Consider the following 22,507-nt stretch of genomic DNA (forward strand, 5'->3'; position numbering starts at 1 on the left):
ATCTTGCGCGTGATTCGGAATTCGCCTAAAACAGGGAAGTGTTGAGGTTCCTGTTTGGACGTTCCAAGTTGAACCGTGATTAAAGAGACTGAACGGTTGCCGCCGTTTCGGTCTCTTTTCATTTGGTCTCTATTTCTCTCGCACCGTCTCCTTCTTCACGGGGCCTGGCCGAAATCCGGCCTCTTGCCGATATGGCCCGGGACTACATTTGAAAACCTGCCCCGGATCATTGTGCGCCCGGCATTCCCTTTTGAGGTATGCCACGACCATCCTCAGCCCTTCGTACGTCCCGTTTCCTGCCGTTGGCGCAGATAATCGCGATAGACGTCCGGAAGGTTCTCCTCCAGCCAGTGACTGAATTCAGCTTCGGATTTCGGTATCGAGAACACGGTTGCCGCCGATGTTCTCTTCAGTTTTGCCAGTACCGTTCCGTTCGATGTGATTTCTGCTGCTGCCAGTGTTGCCGGTGCAGCCTTCTTTTGTTTGCCTCTTGCTGCCTGCGTTACCATGGACATTCTGTCCTGCGCAGCAGCCAGCCTGAAATCCTCACCGTCTATGACGGATCGAACGCGCTGTTCGGCGGCAGGGTCTTCAAACAGCTTCGCCAGTTCCATCCACGCTGGCCGGCCAACATTCCTGGCACGGCCAATCGCGCGAATGATATCGTGCGGGATGCTGTCGGCGATCTTCCGCATATTGGAAATGACCGTTTGAACCTGGCCGAGCACCGGCTGCATCTCGCGCTGCTTGAGCCCTGCTTCGCGCAGCTGCACAGCCCACAGGACCATCTCCGCGAAGGTCAGGTTTTCGCGGACGCCGTTTTCAAGCGACTGTTCCTTGATCAGCTCGGCATCGCTAAGCTTGCGAACGTACGCCTTGACCTTGAACGTCTCCGGTTTGCCGGCTTCCGCCATCAATGTCTGAATGGCAAACAACCTGCGGTGTCCATAGGCCAGCTGATAGCGGTCCCGTTCCGTGGGGTGCGGGCGCACCAGAACGGGGATCCTCTGCCCCTCATCCTGGATCGAAAGCTTGAGTTCTTCGAGAGCCTCCTGCGCTTCGAGGTCTGTTTCGAAGCGATCGGAAAACGGGCTTGGGTCGATTTTCGACGGATCAAGGGCAACGATGCTGTCCTCGCGCATATGCGACAAGGCGCGCCCCATGGAATTCACGACGGGTGCGGTTACCTTCTGGCCCGCAACCGGTTTGGGCGGCTCCTTCTTGTCGGCGGCTGCAGCTGCCGCGTCGGACATCATTTTGACGATCGACTTTTTCATCGTCAAACCTCCCTGCCCCATACACTCTTGATCAGATCGAGAATTTCGGCGTTGACGCGGTCTGCGCTTTCCAGCGCCCGCTTCAGGGTTTCCCGGCCGACTTCACCGGATTCGATTTCGTAGAGACTTTTCTTGGCAACGCCGGCAGATGCGATGGCGGTCGATTCAATCGCCTCGGCGACAAGGACGTCGGTCCCGAACAAGTCCCGCATCGTGCCCGACATGATCTTCTGCGGCCCGTCGTTGGGGTTGACCCTGGTCAGCAGGAACTTCGTGAAGTCATGTTCAAAAACCGCACCGCCTTCGGACAACGTATGGGTCACATCCGAAATCATCTTCAGGAACTGGGAGCATGACGAGACGTCGAGCATGGCCGGGTGAACGGTGATGATCAGGCCCGTTGCCGCATAGAGAGCCGCCATAGTCGTGTAGCCGAGCGAAGGTGGCGTATCGAGGACAACGACGTCATAGTGCTCTTCAACCGACTGGATCACGGCATCGAGGCGCTGGAAGAACAGGCCAAGCTCGTCGGTCGTCCTTTCGGCAAGCGCGGTCGGCGTATCGTATTCGAAATCCATCAGGCGCAGGTTGCCGCAGGCAAGGTGAATGCCCGGGAAGTAGGTCTCACGTATGACCTCGGAGAACGGCACGCGGTAATTGTCGTACCGCAAAGCGTCGTAGGTCGTATCGGTCCGTTCGTCATCGTCTTCGCCGGACCGAAGATCACGATCGGGCTGAATGCCGAAGGTCGTGGTCATGGAGGCCTGGGGATCCAGGTCGACACACAGCACGCGGTAGCCCTGGATAGCCAGGTAATGGGCCAGATGAACGGAGGTGGTCGTCTTAGAGCTGCCACCCTTGAAGTTAGCAGCGGCAACGACCTGCAGTTTTTCTCCCGGTCGGCGATGAGGCACGAGGCGATGCGCATCGTCAGGCCTGAGTTCCGCGAGGAATGCCCTCAGTTCCCAAACCTGATCGACTGTATAGATCCGGCGGTTGTTTTCGGCGCGATGCGGCTGCGGGCCCTTGCCTTCCAGCGTCAGGGTGCGAAGCGTGCTTTCCGGCACGCCCAGCAGACGAACCAGATCCGTCGTGGAAAACGTCCGGCCGAAAACCTTGCGGGCTTCCGGCGGGTAGGTCATTTCGCGCATCGTCTGCAAACGGTCCGAAAGCTTCTGCGTGAAACTTTCGATTTTTGCGGTCGTATCGCGTCCACCGGAAAATTGTTCGGTAACGGCCATTAATGCCCTCTGACGGTTTCGTGCCCGATATGAGCGGTAACTCCGTCATGGATGCAGGATTCCAGCAGATGGTGCAAGGAAATTTAAGTTAACGAAACCCTAACCCGGCCTGGTTGAACCGGCATTCCAGATGCCTCTACGAAACTTTCCGACCCGACGGGTGTGCCAATCTTTGCGAGTTCCAGAGCATCATTATAGCCGATCCTATTTTTTCCTTATTTATTTCAATTACTTAATTTGCCCTTGAAACCTACCGCGAGGTCTCCGGCGATGGACCGGCCACATATTCAGAACACTGGCTGAAGTTAAACCCACGCAAAATCTTCCTTGAAACTTTTCCGGGTGTTTTGCGGGTTAAAGGCAGATTTTCTGATGTTTCAACAGAATCGGTACGGTCGGAACAGGCGATCAGAGCTCGCTCAAGACTGGCGCAAGGTTCACCACAGAACTGGCAATCCGGAGAAATGAGAGCAGCTCACCAGAGGCAGCTCCTACTTTTTCAACTCTCCATAGAGCCCAAGCAGAGCGCCAGGAAGCCTGGAAAGGTCCGCGAGCTTTCTGACATTCTTGCCGCCAAAAATCCTGCCGGAATAATCGTTGCGGTTGTCGCCGAGCGAGAAACAGAAAACATCGATGCCGGCCATCGCCAATTCGCGCAAGGCGAAACGGGCGTCTTCCAGGAGATAATCCGGATCATCGACGTCAATATCGGACGGCTCGCCGTCAGTCACCACCAGCAATACCTTTCGATATGCCGTCCTTTCGGCGAGCTCACGCCCACCGTGACGCATAACCGGGCCCAGCCGGGTCGAAAAAGCACTTTCCAGACCGGCCAAGCGTTCATACACGCCTTGGTCGACCGGTTGGCCGAAGTCCTTGATCCGCGCATATAGGACCGTCTCCCGAGTGTCCGAGCAAAACCCTGCAAGTGCGCAATTGTCGCCGGTCGTCTCCATCGCCCCGGCCATTATCGCGGCAGACAGGCGTTCAAGATCGAGAATGCTGGCGCCCCCCTCGCCTGCCGGCTCGCCGGTTGAGTGTGACTGGTCGATCAGCAACAGGATGTCCAGGTCCCGTCCCTTGCAACTCTTCCGGCCGAAGATCCTCGGATCGGGGATCTCCCGGTTGCGGCGACTTGCCTGAGCATCGATGCATGCATCCAGATCGAGAAAGTCACCGGTTTCCAGCCGACGCTCCCGCTGGAAGGCATTCACATTGGCACCGGAGATCAGAGAGATGAGAGAACTCTGTATCCTGGTTTCTTGCCTGAGGCTCCGCAACAGACCGGTTGCCGCCTTTCGCGGTGCCTCAGTGACATGAACAGTGCACCAGTCCGGGCGCATGCGGCGGCTGACATGATCGTATTCGGGATAGGTGATCAGCCGGGTTACCGCGTCCTCATCTCGAAGCCGTAGCTTTTCCGCAGCCGCGGCCTCTTCCTCGCGCTTTTCTTCCTCTTCGGGCTCCTGCCTGTCGGCCTCGTCGCGTTCTTGTTGCTCCAGGCGCACACCTTCCGTTTCAACCGCAACATCCATCTCGATCAGGTCCGGTTCCTCGTCGAAGGTCCAGATACCGAGGTTGTCGTCCCTGTAGGCCGGCTGCACCATATAGGTGCGGGCGTCGAACTGCAGCCGCATCTGCCCCAGATCGTTGGCAAGCAGCCCGCCAATTCTTCGGCAGAAGGTCTGGTCGTTGGGGGTCGCGGCAAAGGCTTCCTCGAACAGGCGTTTTCCTTTCTCCACCCAACCGTTGGTATCGCTGTATTCCGGATCTATCAGCGTGCGCGACAACCGTGCCATCAAGGTTATCGCCAGGTCCGCGGAGTTTGCATCCATGGTGTGGAAGCTGCTCCAGAGTGACCTCAGCCCCGGCATCTTTTGCAGAGCGAGCTTTTCGACCCGCGCGTCTTCAAGCAAGGAGATAACGGCGACTTGCAAGGGTTTCAGGGACTTTCGCTCAAACACCTGCCGGGTGAAGGCAATGTGAGCGCCGACATGGGCAAGAGCCGCATGATAAAGCTTCAGGCTGTCCGCGCGGTCAAAACCCGGGAATCCCGACGGCAGACGAATGCCATCCCGCCCGAACCCGGCTCTGCGACGCATTTGCTCCGGAGCTGTGGCCGGGGTTTCGACGATGGGCGGAAGCTGACCCCACAAGGCGGCATGAAACGTCTTCAACCGAAGCTCTTCGTCGTCAAATCGCAAGACTGACGACTGCCGGTCAAGAAAGTGCCGCGCTTCCGGGTCTTCACCAGCGAGAAACAATCGCGCCTTTTCGCGGCTCGTCAGTCTGAGTGCCAACCCCATGCCGACGAATGTCCTGAAGCCGGACAAGCCGATTTCTGCCAGGGATCTGTCAGAGGTCTCAAGCAGTGCCTCAACGGCTTCCGGCAGGTCGCGTCCGGTCCGTTCCAAAAGAGCGCACCACTCCGAAAAAGCAGGAAATGTCTTCAAGTGCTCCGCTGCGCGAGCCGCTGTATGCGGCACCCTTGCAGCGGCGCGCCGGCCGGAACGAATGGCAATCCAGGAAACCAGGCGTCCAAGATCGGCTGCGGCTTCTTCCGAAACCGCCTCCGCAATCATCGGGCCACACGTGCGATAGGCTTGCGTTACGGTTTCGCCGTAACCGGCCTGGGAAATCCGGGACAGGGCCTTTGTCCAGACGGCAGACATTTGCCGTTCACATTCGCGCGTCTCAACGGTGTTCGCCTTTGCCGTGGCAGCCTCGGTCATCGTCACAGCCATGTCTCAGAGGCAGGCTGAAACAGCGGAGGACATCGCAGCGCGGATCTCCGGCTCATCCACCAGCGGCAGCACGATGGCAATCTGGCAGGCCTCTTCCAGCGGCACGCCTTGCGCTGTCAGCTGACCGGCTGCAATCAACATGCGCGTCGATGCACCTTCGCGCAGTCCGTGACCCTTGAGGTTCCGGGATCTTTCCGCAACCCGGACAAGAACCCTTGCTGTTTCAGGCTCGACACCGGCTTCACGCGCCACGATTTCCGCTTCGATTGCCGCATCAGGATAGTCGAAGGAAATCGCGCAGAACCGCTGCCGGGTGGATTCCTTCAGATCTTTAAGCACACTCTGATAGCCGGGGTTGTAGGAAATCACGAGCTGGAAGTCCGGATGCGCCTGGACCAGTTCATTCTTCTTTTCCAGCGGCAAATGGCGGCGATGGTCGGTCAGGGAATGGATGACGACCGTCGTGTCCTGCCGCGCTTCCACCACTTCATCGAGATAACAGATCGCACCGTGCCGGACGGCCGCCGTCAGCGGTCCGTCGTGCCAGACGGTACCGTCGGCATCCAGCAGAAACCGTCCGACCAGATCCGACGCGGTCATGTCCTCATGACAGGACACCGTGACGAGAGGACGCTTCAGCCGCCATGCCATGTGCTCGACAAACCGCGTTTTTCCGCATCCCGTGGGCCCCTTCAGAAGGATCGGCAACCGTGCGGCATAGGCGGCTTCATAATGGCCGACCTCCTGTGCAAAGGGGCGATAAAAGGGTTCACTGACAATGCGATAGGCGTCAATCGGGTCCTCAACCGGACCAGCTATCGGTGCATTCATTCCTGAACTTCCTGTTGAAGACGCTGCAGCGGGGGAAATCGCTGCAGCGCCAGGAGGATGCGGCGCTGCGAACCGCATCGCTCGGGAGGATCGCCGGATCAGCGCGTGCTGCCAGGTTGTTGGCCTGCGGCAAGAGCTGATCGATTTCGAACCGGGCGAGAGACTTCCCGCCCGGATTGGACCTGAGCCCTAGCGGTGGGTGCTTGCGCCGTTCGGGATGCCTTCCATCGGACATTCCTCGGTGCCGACCGTCGTGCGGGTCATGGCCTCGACCATCTCCCGCGTTCCTTCCGGATCGTTCACCCAGTTGGCGTAGAAGTTATAGGGGCAGGCTGCCTGGCCCTTGTCGCCGTCACCGGAGTTGATCGTGCCGGTGTAGCCACGGTGTAGCAGCTTGAAGAGGTGGTTCTGCGACTGCATGTTCTTGCGGGCATCGCGGATCCCCGACACCGACATCTGGGCATATTGAATGCCGTTTTCTTCGGTGCCGCATTCCCCCAGCGTCCGGCCATCGAAACCGATCAGGGCTGAATGGCCGAAATAGGAATAGACGCCATCGAAGCCGGCGGCGTTTGCAACCGCCACATAGCAGTTGTTCGCCCAGGCCATGGATTTGGAAATCTGGATCTGCTGCTCCTTGGCCGGATACATGTAGCCCTGGCAGCGGATGATGAGTTCCGCCCCGCGCATGGCGCAGTCACGCCAGATTTCCGGATAGTTGCCGTCGTCACAGATGATCAGGCTTATCTTCATCCCCTTCGGGCCTTCCGAGACGTAGGTGCAATCGCCCGGATACCAGCCTTCGATCGGCACCCAGGGCATGATCTTGCGGTATTTCTGGACGATCTCGCCCTTGTTGTTCATCAGGATGAGCGTGTTGTAAGGCGCCTTGTTTGGGTGATCCTCGTGTCGCTCGCCTGTCAGGGAGAACACGCCCCAGACGTTCGCCTTCTTGCAGGCTTCGGCGAAGATGGCCGTTTCCTCTCCAGGCACCTGGGAAGCGGTTTCGTACATCTCCTTGGGGTCATACATGATCCCGTGGGTGGAATATTCCGGGAAGATCACCAGGTCCATGCCCGGAAGGCCGATCTTCATTCCCGCGATCATGTCCGCGATGTTGCGAGCATTGGCCAGCACTTCCTCGCGGGTATGCAGACGCGGCATCTTGTAGTTGACCACCGCCACGCCGACGGTGTCGTTGCTGCTGGAAATATCACCGTGATACATCAATTCCTCCTTCTAGGAACGGGTTGCCGCGCCTCAGACCACGAGGTGTTCGTGGACAAGGTCGTCGGACAGTTGGGCAATGCCGGAAGTGACCGCGACGGTGCCGCGGTCGAGAATCGCGAACCGGTTCGAGGCCCGGCGTGCGAAAGTGAGGTTCTGCTCCACCAGAACGATGGTGAGGCCCCTGGTTCGGTTCAGGTCGATCAGGACACCCTCGATCTGCTCGACGATGTTCGGCTGGATGCCTTCCGTCGGCTCATCGAGCAGAAGCACCTTGGGCTGGGAAAGAAGCGCCCGACCGATTGCAAGCTGCTGCTGCTGACCTCCGGAAAGGTTGCCGCCCCGCCTGTTCAGGAACTCCTTCAGGATCGGAAACAGCTCCAGCACCCAATCGGCGATCTCGCCCTGGCCCGACTGGGCGGCGAAGGTGCCGATCATCAGGTTCTCGCGCACGGTGAAGGCCGGCAGGATGCCGCGGCCTTGCGGGACATAGCCGATGCCGGCGAGCGCTCTTGCGTGCGTCGGCAGGCTGTTCAATTCCATTCCGTCCAGCTTGACCGAACCGGACGTTCTGCTCATCAACCCGAGGACACTGCGAAGAAGTGTCGTCTTGCCCACGCCATTGCGGCCGAGAACGGAGAAAAAATCACCCTCGTCAATGTCCATGGAAACGGACTGGAGCGCACGGCTTCGGCCGTAGAAACCATCGAGGCCGTTCAGCTCAAGCATGGCCGGCCTCCTTCGTTCCAAGGTATGCTTCCTTCACTCGCTGGTCGCTGGAGACTTCCTCCAGCGAACCTTCGGCAAGCAGCTTGCCCTGGTGCATGACTGAAATGGTTTCAGCGATGTCGCGCACGAATCCCATGTCGTGCTCGACGACTATCAGCGTGTGCTCGCCCCGCAGCCTGTTGAACAGCTCGGCCGTCTTGCCGGTTTCCTGCGCGGTCATGCCGGCTGTCGGCTCGTCCATCAGGATGAGTGTCGGGTTCTGGGCCAGGATCAGCGCGATCTCCAGCCATTGCGTCTGACCGTGAGACAGATGTCCGGCAGCAAGATCGAGATCGTCCTGAAGGCCGACCAGAACCGCAAGACGTTCGATTTCCTCGTCGTCGTGACTTGCACCGAAACGTACGAGGTTGGCCAGAACGCCGGTATTTCGTGATTGACCGATGTTCAGGTTTTCCCGAACGGTCAGTTCGCGGAAGACACTCGGCACCTGGAACTTGCGTCCGATACCGATGCGGGCGATCTGATATTCCTTCAGGGTATGGATCGCCTCCCCCTTGAAACGGATCTCGCCTGAGGTCACACGGGTCTTGCCGCAGATCAGGTCGAGCGCCGTGGTCTTGCCCGCACCGTTCGGTCCGATCAGGCACCGCAGTTCGCCGCTGTTCACATCCAGCGACAATCCTGAGATCGCCTGGAAACCGCCGAAGGACACACTGACGTCCCGAAGGCTGAGGTGGTCGGTTGCCGTCTTCATGACGCCGCCTCCGTGGTTTTCATGACATTGCTCGCGGATTTCCTGGCGCTGCCGGCGAAAAAGGGCAGCCGGTCGACGGCCATCGAGACCGCACCTGCAATGCCTTTCGGCAGAAACAGGACAGCGAGTACGAACAGCCCCCCCATGATCAGCATCCAGCTTTCCAGGAAGACTTCGGATTCCGACAGGGCACCCTGGACGCCGGTCACGATCAGGGCTCCGATGGCAGCCCCCAGAAGGCTCTGCCGGCCGCCCACGGCTACCCAGATCACCACGGAGAGGCTGAGTGGAACGCTAAGGAATGTCGGCGAGGCGAATTCCATCACGATCGTGTAGAGCATGCCGGCCAGACCGGCGATGCCGGCCGACACCGAGAAAACGAAGATCTGATAGAGCGCGACGTCGTAGCCGAAGAAACGGACCCGGTTTTCCTGATCGCGGATCGCTTGCAGGATCATGCCGGTCTTGCTGCGGGTAACCGCGAGCGACAGAAACAGCACGACACACAGGCACAGCGCGACCAGGTAATAGGTTGTCGCGGAATAGGCGTCGAAGAAGAAACCGGCCACTTCGAACTGGGCGAGATCCGTGATGCCGTTGAAGCCGCCGGTGTAGCGCTGCTGATCGATGATCAGGAGATTGACCACCACCAGAACGGCCAGAGTGATGATCGACGCATAGACACCGGTGATGCGCCCGCGAAACATGAACCAACCGAGCAGCGCAGCAAAGGCGGCAGGGATCAGGAGGCCCGCCAGAATGGCGAAGGTCATGGAGTGAAACGGTGCCCAGAACCAGGGCAGTTCGGTGACATTGTTCCAGACCATGAAGTCCGGAAGCCCTTCGCTGCCGGTGTGCACCGGCACGGTGCGCAGCTTGAGGCCCATGGCCATGGCGTAGGACCCGAGGCCAAAAGTGGCTGCCTGGCCGAGATTGAGAATTCCGGCATAGCCCCAAGAGAGACTGAGCGAGACTGCCAGGATGGCGAAGACCAGGTAGCGGGAATATTTGTTCAGGAGAAACGCATCGTCCAGCACGGACGGCACGAGCAAGATGGCTGCACAGAACGCCAGATAGAGCACCAGCCGTGCTGTTGATTTTCCAGTCAGGTTCATTGAATTGCGATCCTTTTTCCGGCCGTGATCACGAGCGCACACGGGTCGAGAACAGGCCTTCGGGCCGAAAGCGGATGAGGATGACGATCGCCAGCAGGACCAGCGCCTTGGCCAGGGTGTCGTTACTGTGGAAGGCCAGGAAACCCGAAAGTTCACCCAGGATCCCGGAGCTTGCGACAGTGCCGAGCAGGCTCTGGGCACCACCAAGGACAACCACCATGAAGGCGTCGACGACGTAGGTCGTCCCCATCTCCGGAGAGACGCTCTTCAGCGGCGACACGAGCGCACCGGCGAGACCGGCAATGCCGGCGCCATAGGCGAAGGTCGACCGGTAGATGCGGGCGGAATTGATGCCGAAGCTGGAGGCGATCTCCCGGTTCTGGGTAATCGCGCGCAGTTTCAGCCCGAAGCTGGTGCGTCGGTAGATGACCCAGGTGATCCCGAAGAGGACAAGCGCAAGACCGAGGATGAACAGCCGGTAGGCGGACTCGCTCGCGCCGAACAGGGACACGCTGCCACTGAGGAACGCCGGGATCTCGACATAACGCAGCTCGCCACCGGCAATCAGCCGGATCGCCTGCTGCGCCATCACGCCAATACCCCAGGTCGCCAGGATGGTGTCGAGCGGCCGGTCGTAGAGATGGCGGATGACCAGGGCTTCCACAGCCCAGCCGAACACCGCGAGAATGAAAAAGATCGGGATCAGGCTCTCCAGCAATCCCATGCCAAGCTGGGACTGCAGGAACCAGGCGCAATAGGCGCCCAGCATGACGAATTCGCCATGCGCGAGATTGATGACCCCGGTCACGCCGTAAATGACGGCGAGGCCAAGGGCGACCAGCATCAGGATCGAAGCGATACTGAGACCGGTCAGGAGTTGGGAGACGACAAGTTCCATCTGCAAGCCTTCAAGGTCTGGAAAACATCAGGTCACGGAAAAGCCGGGCGGCGTGACGACACGCCGCCCGTTTGCGCGCGTCAGCTGCTCTTCAGACCGTCAGCGGTGCAGACCTGGCCGTCGTATGCCTTGTAGGGAATGGGCTCGAGCCAGTCGGCGGATTGTTGCAGGATCTCGAACTGGCCATCCGACTTGCACTGGCCGATCTTCGGTCTCAGCCAGGTATGAAGGTTCTCGCCCTCGATCTTGACCAGTCCCTGCGGCGCGTTGAACTGCTCGCCCTTGACGGCCTCGCGGATGGTGGTCGGATCGATATCGTCCGGCGACAGTTTCTCGACGGCCTGCTTGAACAGATGCACCTGGAAATAGGACGGCTCGGAGACGAAATGCGTGACCTTGTCGCCGCCCCAGCGGGACTTGTAGGCCTCGACGAATTTCTGGTTTTCCGGTGAATCCCAGACCATGAAATATGGTGCGGAGGTAAAATGTCCCGCGGCAGCGGCCCCCCCCATCGCCGCCACTTCGTTTTCGGAAGTGGTCAGGCTGGCCATCGGCATCTTTTCCGGGTCGAGCCCGGCCGCATGATATTGCCGGTGCAGGGCGACAACGGAATCGCCGACCACAGTCGAGAAGATCACATCCGGCTTTTCCGCCTTCAGCTTGTTGATGACGGACGAGAATTCCGAATGGCCGAGCGGCACATATTCCTCGTGAACCACTTCGGCTCCAAGTTCGGCCAGCAACTTCTTGCAGTAGTTGTTCTCTTCCTTCGGATAGATGTAATTCGACCCGATCAGGTACCAGCGCTTGCCGAAATTCTTCACCAGCCAGGGCACGAACTCGTCCTGCTGCTGATTGGGAACGGCACCTGTGTAGACGACATTCTTCGAGCACTCGCGCCCCTCGTAGAGGGTCGGATACCAATAGAGATTGTCCCGCTTTTCGAACACGGGCAGCACGGCCTTCCGGCTGGCCGAGGTATAGGAGCCGAAGACCGAAACGCATTTGTCCTGGAGGACAAGCTTGCGCGCCTTTTCCGCGAAAGTCGCCGGATCAGAAGCCGGGTCCTCAACCACCGGAACGATCTCCATGCCGTTGACACCGCCGGCGGCGTTGATTTCCTCGATCGCCATGATCGTCGCCTTGTTGAGCGACTCTTCGATAATCGCAGTCGTCCCGGTCAGGGAGAACAGAACCCCCACCTTGATCTGGCCGCCGGCGGCGCGCGCCAGTCCGCTGTTCTTGCTCCAGATATGCGGGAAGGTGCCGAGACCGGCTGCCCCGAAAGCGACCGACCCGAGAATAAAATTACGCCTGTTGGTTTTCACGTTGCTGCTCCATAAACAAAAAAGCCCCGTCCGCCCTGCCTTGCGGCAGCTCGTTCGGGGCATCGTCGCCTCTGATTTTTGTGAACGCGGCTATGGTGCCGCTGAGGGAAATGTCTGAATTTCAGACAACAAAAAACCCCACGTTCCGCCAAGACGAAAACCGTGGGGCTCTTTTACCCGGATGTACGTGGCGCTGTTGCCACGAATAACTTTGAAAGATTAGCTAAGAAGTTCGTGCGAGTCAATTATCGCATTTGCAACTGCGCCAATAGTTACACGCCGTTCCATCGCCTGCCGACGCAAATAATTGTAAGCTTCCTCTTCGCTTACATTCTTGACGCGAACCAACAGAGACTTTGCACGTTCAACAAGGCGCATCGTTCTGAGATTTTCGTCAAGTTTATCGATCCGGTTTCTTAGTCGACGCTCGTAAAGAAAGTGCTCGCGCGCCAGGGCGACACAAGTCTGAACCGCGCGCTGGACGACCGGATAGTGCAGCACGCCATGGGCGGCGCAATTATGGATCAGCTTGAGATCCAGATTGCTGACACCGCGATCCACCAACACCAGACCGGCTTCCGGCTCTCCCGGCAACCAGGGGATACGTTTGGGCATATCCTCGACCAGCGTGCAGAACACAAGATCGCAATCGACAGGCAACTGCGGCGGGATCGGCCAGATATGGCGCACCTCGCAACGCAGGCGCTGCAACTCCCGGATCAGGCGTTCGCCATCCGCATCGGGTTCGACGATAACCGCGATCCTGAGGTTCTGATGCGGAGTTGTCGCGGTGGCGTTCTTGCGCATGGCAGCCGCAGCCGACGTTCGTTGCGAAAGCGGACGCTTGGTCTTGGCCGCCGCGTTTGTGTCCATTTCCAGTGTCTCCCCGGTTGTCTGCTTGTTTGTCCAGGTTCTTCGGGAGGTTTGTGTCAGCTGTATTCGAGGCATCGGCCGTACCCAATCAAGTAAGGATCCGCCTTCACGCTGGAGGGCGATTCAAAAACGATATCGAACTGGCCGCTGCGGTTCGCGCGGCCGATGCGGGTCCACAGGTCGGCATGGCCCCAAACGGGGTTGATGGAAACTTCGCCCTGCGGGGCATCGAATTCCGATCCCATGACCGACTGGCGGATCATCGAGGTGTCCATCGAGTTGGTCTCGGCAAGGGTCTTGGCGAAGACATTCACCTGGAAATAGGAAGCCTCCAGACACATGTTGGTCGGCTCGTCCTCGCCGTAGCGCTTCTTGTAACGGTCGATGAAGGTCGCATTGCGGTCGTTGCCGACGCCCTGGAAATAGGAAGCGGCGGTCAGGTGGCCGTCGCCGACATCATATCCCATCGCCCGGATCTCGGCCTCGGTTGTCGTCAGGCTGGCGATCGGCATCACCCTCGGGTCGATGCCGAGATCCGCGTAGGCCTGGTAGAGATATGTAGTCGTGTTGCCGACCACCGTGGAGAAGATCACGTCCGGCTGCAGCTGCCGGATTTCGCGCATGATCGGTACGAAGGAATTTCTGTCCGCTCCCAGCCGGACATAACTCTCGCCGACGACACTGCCGCCGTTGTTGCGGATCAGCTCCCGCATGATGCGATTGGATTCGCGCGGATAGATGTAGTCCGACCCCACGAAATAGAACCGCGTTCCATAGAGCTCCATCAGGATCCGGCACAGCTGGACGCTGTTCTGGTTGGGCGTTGCTCCCGTGTAGATCACGTTGGAGGAAAACTCGAAGCCCTCGTAAAGCGTCGGATACCACAACAGGCCGTTCAGTCTTTCAACCACGGGCAGAACGGCCTTGCGGCTGGACGAGGTACAACAGCCGAATATCGTGCTGCAGCCGTCCTCGACCATAAGCTTCTTTGCAAGAAGCCCGTAGTTGCGCGAGTCCGAACCCGGGTCATAGATAATCGGCTCGATGGGCCGTCCATTGATCCCGCCGCTATCATTGATTTCATCGATCGCCGTCAACGTCCCGCGCAACTGGGTTTCCTCGATCACCGACATGTAGCCGGATTGCGAGAACAACACACCGACGCGCCACGGTTCGGAAGTTTTGCATGAACTGGTCAACCCAAACTCTCCCCTTTCAGTCCTGCGCCGGCCGCAAAAGCGGCCGGCCGGGCTGGCCTTGCCTGTCAGGCACTACCCGCAAGTATTTCCTTCAGCTTCCCGTCCAGAAACGCCACATCAACCGGGCTGGTGCCCGGCCCACCTGCAAAATGTCCCCAAATGGATTCAATCGGAATCAACGTCGCATTCGGCATGTTCGCGACTTCGATTTCGCTGTCTTCCGGCGGGAAGTATAGATCCGTTCGGCCGGGCATCACATATGCCTTCGATTGTATTGCCCCCAGCGCCTTCTTGTAATCGCCATGGTAGATGTCGTTGGCGCTGATATCGCCGTTCTGCCAGGTCCAGAGCATGGCCAGCAGGTTGTTAGCGTCCTTGGGCAGGAAAAATCCTTCCCAGAACGCAACCAGGAAATCCTCCAGCGAAGAATATCCAAGCGTCTTCAGGTCCAGTTCTTCCCGGTAGAATGATTGCGAGAAACCCCAACCGGCGTAGACTCGCGCCATCGCCCGAAGCCCTCGTTCCGGCTTTTTCTCGTACCAGCCTTCCAGAAAGGCGGCATCGGCTGTCAGGGCCGCTTTCACCCCTTCCAGGAACACGAAGTTGTGCCGGGAGCATTTGGCGGACCCGCAAAACGGCACGATCCTCTCGACCATGTCGGGATACATCGCGCCCCAGTGGAAGGTCTGCAGAGCCCCCATGGACCAGCCCGTGACCATCTTGATGCGCTCGACACCAAACTTCTGTGTCATGAGCTGGTGCTGTGCGCGGACGTTGTCATAGGCGGTCACTTTCGGAAACCGCGCCGCGTTGTAGGGCTCGGGCGTATTGGACGGCGAAGATGACAAGCCGTTGCCGAACATGTTCGGAATCACGATGAAATACTCATCGGGATCCAGCGCCATGCCCTTGCCGACCAGCCATTCGTTGTCGACGTGCTGGCCGGAATACCAGGTCGGGTAAACGATGACGTTGTCCTTCGCCGCGTTGAGTTTGCCGAAGGTCTTGTAGGCGAGCTTGCACTCGCGAAGCGTTGCGCCACTCTGAAAGGTGAAGTCGCCCAGTTCGTAAATTTCGTAGTCTGCCATGGAAGGCTATCCTCTGGTTTTTGGTATTGTCCGGCGGCCTTAGCCGCCGGAAATGGGTCAGGCACCGGCCCTTGCGGCCTCTGGCATCCTGTTGAACAGGAGGTAGGCAACCCCACCCGCAAGCCCCGCGGAAATTGCCGTCGAAAACTGCGGCGCATAGAACTCGACGATCACCGCAACGATGGAACCTGCCGCCCAGGCAGCGAATGCAGTCGGGCGCCAGTCACGGTCGATCGTGGCGTTGCGGCGCTGCAGATACTGGTCAACCAGAATGATCGCGCCGATCGGCGGAACAAGGATGCCGAGCAGGGAAAGCCACTGAATGAAGAACGCCCAGACGTTGCCGGCGGCAATGACGATACCGATGACACCCAGGACAACTGCCATCAACCGCATACGGCTGTTGAGAATACGCGACCAGCCGGTTGCGGCATTGTAAAGGCAATGAGCGCAGACAGAGCCGAGATTGCAGTAGAGAAAGAGGAAGGCAAGGACACTGAGAAAGGTCAGCTGCTTGCCGTTCATGTAGCCGAACATGTTGTCCGTGCCGAAGGGATTGGCATCGGGAACCGCAAGGGCTGCCGTCATGATGCCCCCGACCAGCATGGCGCACATGTTGGCGAACGGAAAGGCGCTGAACGTTGCGATGACGGATGCCTTGGTATCCTTTGCCCAGCGGTTGAAGTCCGCAGTCACTGTCCCGGCATCGATGAACAGGGCGATGACCACTGTCAGTCCGACACCCATGGACATGGTCGCCGCGCCGTTGTTGCCGGGATAAGCCGCGATTTCCGCCCAGCTTGTCGTCGACAGGCTGTCGGCAACCACCCAGCCGCCAAGCAGCACGAACAAGGGCACCGACACCAGCCCGATCAGGTGAAGCCCGTGTACGCCGACGAAGGTGATGCCGATGTAAAGCAGGCCGGCGATCACGGTCATCGCGACATAGTTCAGCTCGTAGGCCGAGCTGATCAGGGATCCCGTGATGCCGGTTTGAACCGCGTACCAGCCGAGCAGCAAGGTCGACAGCAGGCCGGAGGCAAGCATGTATCCCTTCCGTCCAAAGACCACGCTGGCGAGAAGTGCGAAATTCATGCCCCTGCGGGTGCCCAGAACTCCCAGCAGGCCGACATAGGCAAACATGATCAGGTTGCCCAGGAGCATGGCCCAGACCGCATTTGTGAAACCCATGCCCAGAACCAGGAGAGACCCGGTCATGGCGCCGGTGATGATCATTGGAAAACCGATCCAGACGGTCGTGACCGAAAAGGTGCTCCTGCGGGCCGACATCGGGACCGGCGTGTGTTCATATTCTTCTCCGAGAACATGATCCACTTCGTCCAAGGCTTCCGCCTCGCCGTGTAACTTGCTCATTTTTACCCCTCATTTTTATTGTTCTGCCGCGCCCCGGCAGTTGTTCGGGGTTTCTCTCGCGGCACATCGCTGAGCGCAAAAGAAAAGGCCTCCCTACAGCTTCGTTTCCGAAGACATAGAGAGGCCTTTTCGCCTGCGAATTTTAAAGTGGCCCCGTTGCCACGTTCCAATCACTTGGAGATTGAAACGTTATCGAGAGGTTTTACTTCTGTCAACAAAATCGGCACACGGCTTCTGCCGAATTTTTGACCAGCCACCTAAAAGATTTTTCTTATTAATTTCAATTAATTACAGCAAATGCTTCACACAGGCGCCCGTCAGGCAAACATCAAAGCACTCTATTCGGGCTGCTGTTTCGCGATGTCAGGGGTTGGAATTTTCTTTCGCCAAGCCCTGACACCGGTTTCCGAAAATGGCGCAACATCGGCCTCTTCAACTGCGTAGTCCGCCTGCTGTGACGCGCTTCTGCGTTTGTCTCGATGCCTATTCCTGGGTCAGATGCTCGAAGAAGGTCGAGCCTGAATAGTCCTTCCGGAAAAGGCCCAGATCACCCAATGCAGGAACCACCTGTTCCAGGAGCAGGCGTACCGCGTCCAGAGATCCGCCCGGAAAGGCGACGAAACCGTCGATCGCACCTGCCGCTGCCCAGTCCTTGATTTGTGCGACCGCATCGGAAGGTGTGCCGACGACGAGCCAATGGGCCGAGCCGATAACCTCCGGCCGGCGCAGCAGGTCTTCGACGGCCGGTTCGTCCCGCTCGATCATCCGCCGCAGAAGTTGCGAATGGGTACGGCTGCGCACCGTTTCCGGTGGCGGGGGCAGATCCGTGGCTTTCACCTGTCGTTTTGCCGGCCAGTCGCAAAGATCGAGCCCGGTCATTTCCAGAACAGTTGCCAGGCACCGGTCCCGGCTCACGCGTGCGTTGGTTTCGGCAAAGAGCTCCTCCGCCTCCGCCCTGGTCGGCGCAAGATAAAGGCTCAACCCCGGCAAAACCCGGATATCGTCACCCTTTCGTCCGCGCTGTTCGGCCCGTTTGCGCAAATCGGACCGCAAGTCCATGGCTGCCGCCTTGTCCGGTGTCGAGGCGAAGATCGCGTCCGCCACCGAAGAGGCAAAGTCACGGCCTGCACCAGAAGCCCCAGCCTGCACAAGCGGTATCCGTGTCTTGCCGAAGCGCGGCAAGTTGAGCGGGCCCTTCACGTTGAAGAACGAACCTTCGTGGTCGACCGGTTTGACCAGATCCGCATCGGCGAAAAGCCCGCTTTCCCTGTCGAGCTTGAGAGCTTCATAAGGAAAGCTCTCCCAGAGCTGCCGGACGACTTCGGTAAATTCGGCAGCCCGTGCGTAGCGTTCCTCCGGGCTCGGCATTTCGGAAAGGCCGAAATTCGCGTTGCCGTCCAGCGCGGTGACGATGTTCCAGCCGGCCCGCCCGTTGCTGAGCCAGTTCAGCGACTGGATCTGCCGGGCGACGATATAGGGTGGAAAGAAGGTCGTCGACGCTGTCGATAAAAGCCCGATCTTCGACGTCTCGCGTGCGATCGAGGCCAGCAGCAATGTCGGGTCAAGACTGGCGAACCCGGTGCCGGATGCCAGCAGCCCGGCGTTCAGAAACAGCGAGTCCGGCAGAAACGCAAAGTCCAGTTTGGCCTGCTCCGCACGGAGTGCGACGTCGAGATAAAAATCACTGCCGTAAAGGCCTTCCACGCCACTATCCGCACGACGCCACGCGTCGCCGCTGAGCCATGTCGGGGCGAGCGACATGCCGATATGCAATTTCTTTGAGGGGGTCATCAAATCCGCTCTTGATTGGATTGGAAACGAGTTCGAGGGCTGGCTTTGGGTTTGCTGGCTCGTTTCGGATAGTATAAAGACTTCTGCATTGCAGAAGGTCAAGAGGTCGAAATTGCTGGAGACAAGACACGTAAGCGCGGCTTACGGACCCTTGAATGTGCTCAGTGATGTCTCCGTCCGGTTCAGCAAAGGCCGGCTTACGGCGATCGTCGGGCCGAACGGGTGCGGCAAGTCCAGCCTGTTGAAAGCCATCATGGGCTTCCTGCCGATCAGCACCGGCGACATTCTGCTGGAAGGCGCACCTCTCCGTGGCATCGGCCGAAAAGCTCTTGCCCGCCGGATTGCCTATCTGCCTCAGGATTGCTTCTGCCCGGATTACATGACACTTGGCGAGCTGATCGAGCTTGCCGGCTATTCGCGGTATTCGCTGACGGGTGGTCCGTCGGCGCAGGATCGTGATCTTTTCAAGCAGGTTCTGGAGACGGTCGGCCTGAGCGACCGGGCCGGCTTTCCCGTGAACAAACTGTCCGGTGGCCAGCGTCAGCGCGCCTGGATCGCTATGGTTCTGGCACAGGATACCGATGTCATCCTGATGGACGAGCCAGTCAATCATCTGGACATGAAATACCAGTTCGCCGTTCTCGAACTTGTCAGGGAGTTGATCGAAACCCACGGCAAGACGGTGATTGCCGTTCTGCACGACCTGAACCTGACCACCGCCTTCGCCGACGAGGTCGTGCTGATGCAGTCAGGCCGGTGCATTACGGCAGGACCGGTCGCAGACACCGTCACCAGTGACAACATCGAACAGGTCTTCGGTCTCAGGACCCAGATCTTTCCGCGCGATGGGCGCCTCGTCTGCTTCCCGGAGCGCATTGGGCACGCATCGGTAGCCTGATGGACCGGCGTAGTCTCCACCTTCTGCTCATCCTTGCAATGCTTGTCATCGTACTGGTGGTGCATTTGTTCTTCGGTTTCCACGCGGCCGATCTGCCGAACCTGATTGCCGCGCTCCAGCGTTTCGAAGCTCAAAGTTACGAAGAAGCGGTCCTTCTCTTCCAGCGTTTGCCGCGCACCCTGATTGCGATTTACGCCGGCGGCATTGCCGCGGCCAGCGGCTTCGTCCTGCAGAGCCTGGTGCGCAATCCCCTGGCCTCCCCTGCCACACTGGGCGTCAATTCAGGTGCGGCTCTCTTTCTCGTTGCCAGTGCACTGCTATTCGGTGCTGGTGCCGAGCTGCAGGGCATTGCGGCGCTTGCCGGAGCACTTGCCGGCTTTCTCTCCAGCCTTGCAGTTGCCCGGCTCGCAGGGCGCCGGAACGACCCGCGCGGATTGTCTCTTATTCTGTCCGGCGCCCTGGTTTCCATGCTGTTCACCGGCATGACCAACGCCTTGCTGTTGTCCGACCCGGCCCGACGTGCCGATTTCCTGAGTTGGGTAACCGGCAACATCAACCACGTCTATATCGACCGCCTTGCCATGTTCTGGTGGATCGGGGCCCTTTCCGTCGCAATCCTGCTGCTGTTTGCCCGGCCGCTGACCCTGATCCTGCTGGGCGCCGACAAGGCCGCCTCAACCGGTGTCAACGTTCCTCTTGTCTCACGTCTTGCCGTCGGAGCAGCCGTTCTCGGGTCCGGCTCCGCGGTTGCAGTGTGCGGTCCGATCGGCTTTGTCGGGCTGGTCGTGCCGCATATCGTGCGCCCCTTCATGGGCAACAATCTTGTTCACGCCCTGCCGGTCTCCCTGATCGTGGGAGCGATTGTCGGTCTGGCTGCGGACCTCATCGCACGGGAAGCCTTTTACCCCTACGTCGTGAACACCGGCCTGGTTACGGATCTGATCGGCGGCATCGTATTCATCGTGATCGTCAAACGCTTCTATCTCTCTCCCGGAAGCCGGGAGGCCTCATGATCAGAGGCGGTAGAGCAATCGACGGCAAACGGGTGCTGCGTCTGGCTGGCGGACTTCAGATGAGGACCGGCAATCTGCTTGCCGGAGCCTGTCTTGTGGCTGCTGCGCTTGCACTCGCAGCTCTTGCCACCGGCCTCGGGCTGACCGACACCGGGCTAACCGATCTTTTCCGAACGCTTGCCGGTGAACAATTGCCGGGTGCAGAGGACTATGCCCTCTGGACGGTCCGCCTGCCGCGGATCCTGCTCGGGTTCATGGTCGGCTGGGCGGTCGCACTTGCAGGAGCAATGCTTCAGTCGGTTGCCAGGAACCCGCTGGCTGACCCGGGACTTTTCGGCTTCAGCCAGGGGTCGATGACGATGATCATGTTGCTGTTGGTCTTCCTGCCTGCGGCACCCAAGAGCCTTGTGGTTCTTGCTGCGCTCGCCGGTGGGCTGACGGTTGTCGGTCTGCTTTTGTGGCTTGTCGGCAGCGAGCGATCCAGCGGCCTTTCCATCGTCCTGATGGGGATAGCAATCGAGACTGTCCTGTCTTCCTTCGGATCGCTTCTCATCCTGTATCTGCCGACCGAGACCTCCATCGCCCTTTCCGAGTGGCTGGCCGGCTCGCTGTTCCAGGCCAACTGGACAGTCATCGCCGCCTTTACACCGTTGTTCGTTCTCAGCCTCGCGGCAATCTTCGTTCTCGGCCCTGCCATGGCCACCTATGACCTGGGCAGCGAAATGGCGATGGCATTGGGCGAACCTGTTGGCCGTTCACGCCCGTTGATCCTGCTCACTGCCGTTGTGCTGAGCTCCGCTGCCGTAACGGCGGTTGGGCCCCTGGTCTTTCTCGGCGTGCTGGCACCTCACATCGCCGGCTTTCTTTCACCGGCCGTCGCCCGGGCACGGCTTTTCCTGTCAGCCTTGATGGGCGGGATCCTCGTCCTGATCGCCGATGCACTGACACGCGGGCTTGGCGGCTCCCTGCCAATGCCTCTCGGTCTCAGCCTGACCATGGTCGGCGTGCCGCTCTTCATCATCGCGCTGCGTCTGCAGGCGCTGCGCAAACTCCAGTCACACTGAAAGGATCTTCATGCGTTTTCTCGTCTCCTGCGCAATCGCAGCCCTACTGGCGACAAGTCCGGTCCTTGCAGCCGAGCGCACCGTCACCGACGACACAGGCCGGAAGGTCACGATACCGGAGCAGCCCGAACATATCGTTGTCATGCACGAGCCGTTGCTCGGCATTCCTCTGATGGATCTCGGCCTCGATCTTACCGGCAGCTTCGGCCGGGCGGACGACGGCAGTTTCGTTATCGCAGTCGACTTCATCGACACCGTTCTCGGCGAAGGCAAAACGAAACCGAAGGGTTTCGGCCCCGTCGGGCAGCTCGACCTTGAAAAACTGAGAGCGCTGGAACCTGATCTGATCGTCGCGAGCGAACTGGATGCCGGCAAAGCCGATCAACTGGCCACTGTCGCCCCGGTCTATCTGCAGAATGTCGGCAGCTCGAAGGTCTACGGTTTTGATGTCGAGGAAGACCTCGCAGCTCTCGTCGGCCGGGAAGATGTCTTTGCCGCCCGCAAGGCGGCCTATGAAAAGCGCGTGGAAGATCTGCGCGCCAAACTGCCCTTCGATCCTTCAGGCAGGACCTACCTTCCCGTCTTTCTGACCGACCAGCTCAATGTTGTGGGCGATTCCTCCGGGATGGTTCAGGCACTGGAAGATCTCGGATACAGCCGTCTGGAAGTCGGCGCGCCGAGTGGCGCCTCTCCGGCAGGCGGTTCCATGATGCTCATGCCTTTGAGTGCGGAGGAATTTGGCAAGCTCAATCCTGATGTTCTTGTCCTGCTCAACAGCTACATGGCCGGCGGCCGCGATGAGGCCGGCACCCGTGCTTCGCTGAGCAAGATTGTTCCCGGTTGGGATCAATTCATGAAACCGGCCAAGGAAAACCGGATCCTGTTCGTCGATCCCGCCAAAGTGATTACGCCGAGCGTTGCAAGCGCGGAACACATGCTGGATGCGATCGCAAGCTGGAACGAGACGACGCAGTAAAACCGGTGCTGCTCAGTCTATCGGTTTTCTGCGTCGGACACGCCCGGGCGGCACACCAAGTGCTTGTCCGGGGTGTCTTGCCTTCTC

General features: G+C 59.3%; 19 protein-coding genes. 4 read left to right on the forward strand and 15 right to left on the reverse strand.

Annotated features, from left to right (window positions below; translation table 11 throughout):
- Positions 1–272: 272 nt before the first annotated feature.
- The 15 genes from repB to FIV05_RS30070 all read right to left on the reverse strand — a co-directional run bounded on the left by repB (position 273) and on the right by FIV05_RS30070 (position 18,469).
- A complete protein-coding gene (gene repB / locus FIV05_RS30000; protein WP_152512329.1) occupies positions 273–1,277 on the reverse strand; it encodes a plasmid partitioning protein RepB in 1,005 nt (334 codons plus the stop codon).
- A 2-nt stretch (positions 1,278–1,279) separates the two neighbouring features.
- Positions 1,280–2,518: a plasmid partitioning protein RepA gene (gene repA / locus FIV05_RS30005; protein WP_023001362.1), complete on the reverse strand. Its 1,239-nt coding sequence runs from the start codon at positions 2,516–2,518 to the stop codon at positions 1,280–1,282.
- Positions 2,519–3,009: 491 nt separating this feature from the next.
- The gene (locus FIV05_RS30010) at positions 3,010–5,262 is read right to left on the reverse strand and encodes a hypothetical protein (protein ID WP_152512537.1); all 2,253 of its coding nucleotides are present in this window, start codon (positions 5,260–5,262) and stop codon (positions 3,010–3,012) included.
- Between the two features lie 3 nt (positions 5,263–5,265).
- Positions 5,266–6,093 (reverse strand): CbbQ/NirQ/NorQ/GpvN family protein, encoded by an 828-nt coding sequence (locus tag FIV05_RS30015; RefSeq protein ID WP_055661031.1) that lies wholly within the window; start codon positions 6,091–6,093, stop codon positions 5,266–5,268.
- Between the two features lie 189 nt (positions 6,094–6,282).
- Entirely contained in the window at positions 6,283–7,320 is a 1,038-nt protein-coding gene (locus FIV05_RS30020) for an aliphatic amidase (RefSeq protein WP_152512327.1), read from the reverse strand.
- 33 nt (positions 7,321–7,353) lie between these two features.
- Positions 7,354–8,049, reverse strand: coding sequence for an urea ABC transporter ATP-binding subunit UrtE (gene urtE, locus FIV05_RS30025; protein ID WP_152512326.1), 696 nt, complete (start codon positions 8,047–8,049; stop codon positions 7,354–7,356).
- Positions 8,042–8,803, reverse strand: coding sequence for an urea ABC transporter ATP-binding protein UrtD (gene urtD, locus FIV05_RS30030; protein ID WP_152512325.1), 762 nt, complete (start codon positions 8,801–8,803; stop codon positions 8,042–8,044). The genes urtE and urtD overlap by 8 nt, the downstream gene beginning before the upstream one ends.
- Positions 8,800–9,918, reverse strand: coding sequence for an urea ABC transporter permease subunit UrtC (gene urtC, locus FIV05_RS30035; RefSeq protein WP_152512324.1), 1,119 nt, complete (start codon positions 9,916–9,918; stop codon positions 8,800–8,802). Before urtC ends, urtD begins: the two co-directional genes overlap by 4 nt.
- A 28-nt stretch (positions 9,919–9,946) precedes the next feature.
- The gene (gene urtB / locus FIV05_RS30040) at positions 9,947–10,816 is read right to left on the reverse strand and encodes an urea ABC transporter permease subunit UrtB (RefSeq protein WP_152512323.1); all 870 of its coding nucleotides are present in this window, start codon (positions 10,814–10,816) and stop codon (positions 9,947–9,949) included.
- Positions 10,817–10,896: 80 nt separating this feature from the next.
- Positions 10,897–12,144, reverse strand: a complete 1,248-nt coding sequence (locus FIV05_RS30045) for a transporter substrate-binding domain-containing protein (RefSeq protein ID WP_286202324.1) — start codon at positions 12,142–12,144, stop codon at positions 10,897–10,899.
- Positions 12,145–12,363: 219 nt separating this feature from the next.
- On the reverse strand, positions 12,364–13,017 hold the full coding sequence (locus tag FIV05_RS30050) for an ANTAR domain-containing protein (RefSeq protein WP_173014012.1): 654 nt from the start codon (positions 13,015–13,017) through the stop codon (positions 12,364–12,366).
- Positions 13,018–13,073: 56 nt separating this feature from the next.
- Entirely contained in the window at positions 13,074–14,216 is a 1,143-nt protein-coding gene (locus FIV05_RS30055; protein ID WP_286202323.1) for a transporter substrate-binding domain-containing protein, read from the reverse strand.
- A 65-nt stretch (positions 14,217–14,281) separates the two neighbouring features.
- Positions 14,282–15,304 (reverse strand): alpha/beta fold hydrolase, encoded by a 1,023-nt coding sequence (locus FIV05_RS30060; RefSeq protein ID WP_023001373.1) that lies wholly within the window; start codon positions 15,302–15,304, stop codon positions 14,282–14,284.
- A 57-nt stretch (positions 15,305–15,361) separates the two neighbouring features.
- Complete coding sequence (locus tag FIV05_RS30065; RefSeq protein ID WP_077294379.1) at positions 15,362–16,678, reverse strand: cytosine permease; 1,317 nt, start codon at positions 16,676–16,678, stop codon at positions 15,362–15,364.
- A 483-nt stretch (positions 16,679–17,161) separates the two neighbouring features.
- Positions 17,162–18,469, reverse strand: coding sequence for an NtaA/DmoA family FMN-dependent monooxygenase (locus FIV05_RS30070; RefSeq protein WP_152512321.1), 1,308 nt, complete (start codon positions 18,467–18,469; stop codon positions 17,162–17,164).
- Positions 18,470–18,581: 112 nt separating this feature from the next.
- Between FIV05_RS30070 and FIV05_RS30075 the strand changes: the two genes are divergently transcribed.
- From FIV05_RS30075 to FIV05_RS30090, 4 genes are read left to right on the forward strand one after another with little or no spacing between them, the layout of a single operon-like run.
- Complete coding sequence (locus tag FIV05_RS30075; protein ID WP_286202322.1) at positions 18,582–19,367, forward strand: ABC transporter ATP-binding protein; 786 nt, start codon at positions 18,582–18,584, stop codon at positions 19,365–19,367.
- A 38-nt stretch (positions 19,368–19,405) separates the two neighbouring features.
- Complete coding sequence (locus FIV05_RS30080; RefSeq protein ID WP_152512488.1) at positions 19,406–20,380, forward strand: iron ABC transporter permease; 975 nt, start codon at positions 19,406–19,408, stop codon at positions 20,378–20,380.
- The gene (locus FIV05_RS30085) at positions 20,380–21,444 is read left to right on the forward strand and encodes an iron ABC transporter permease (RefSeq protein ID WP_152512487.1); all 1,065 of its coding nucleotides are present in this window, start codon (positions 20,380–20,382) and stop codon (positions 21,442–21,444) included. The genes FIV05_RS30080 and FIV05_RS30085 overlap by 1 nt, the downstream gene beginning before the upstream one ends.
- A gap of 10 nt (positions 21,445–21,454) precedes the next feature.
- Positions 21,455–22,420: an ABC transporter substrate-binding protein gene (locus FIV05_RS30090; RefSeq protein ID WP_152512319.1), complete on the forward strand. Its 966-nt coding sequence runs from the start codon at positions 21,455–21,457 to the stop codon at positions 22,418–22,420.
- Positions 22,421–22,507: the final 87 nt, after the last annotated feature.

The sequence above is a fragment of the Labrenzia sp. THAF191a genome, from assembly GCF_009363335.1.
Classification (GTDB): Bacteria; Pseudomonadota; Alphaproteobacteria; order Rhizobiales; family Stappiaceae; genus Roseibium; species Roseibium algicola.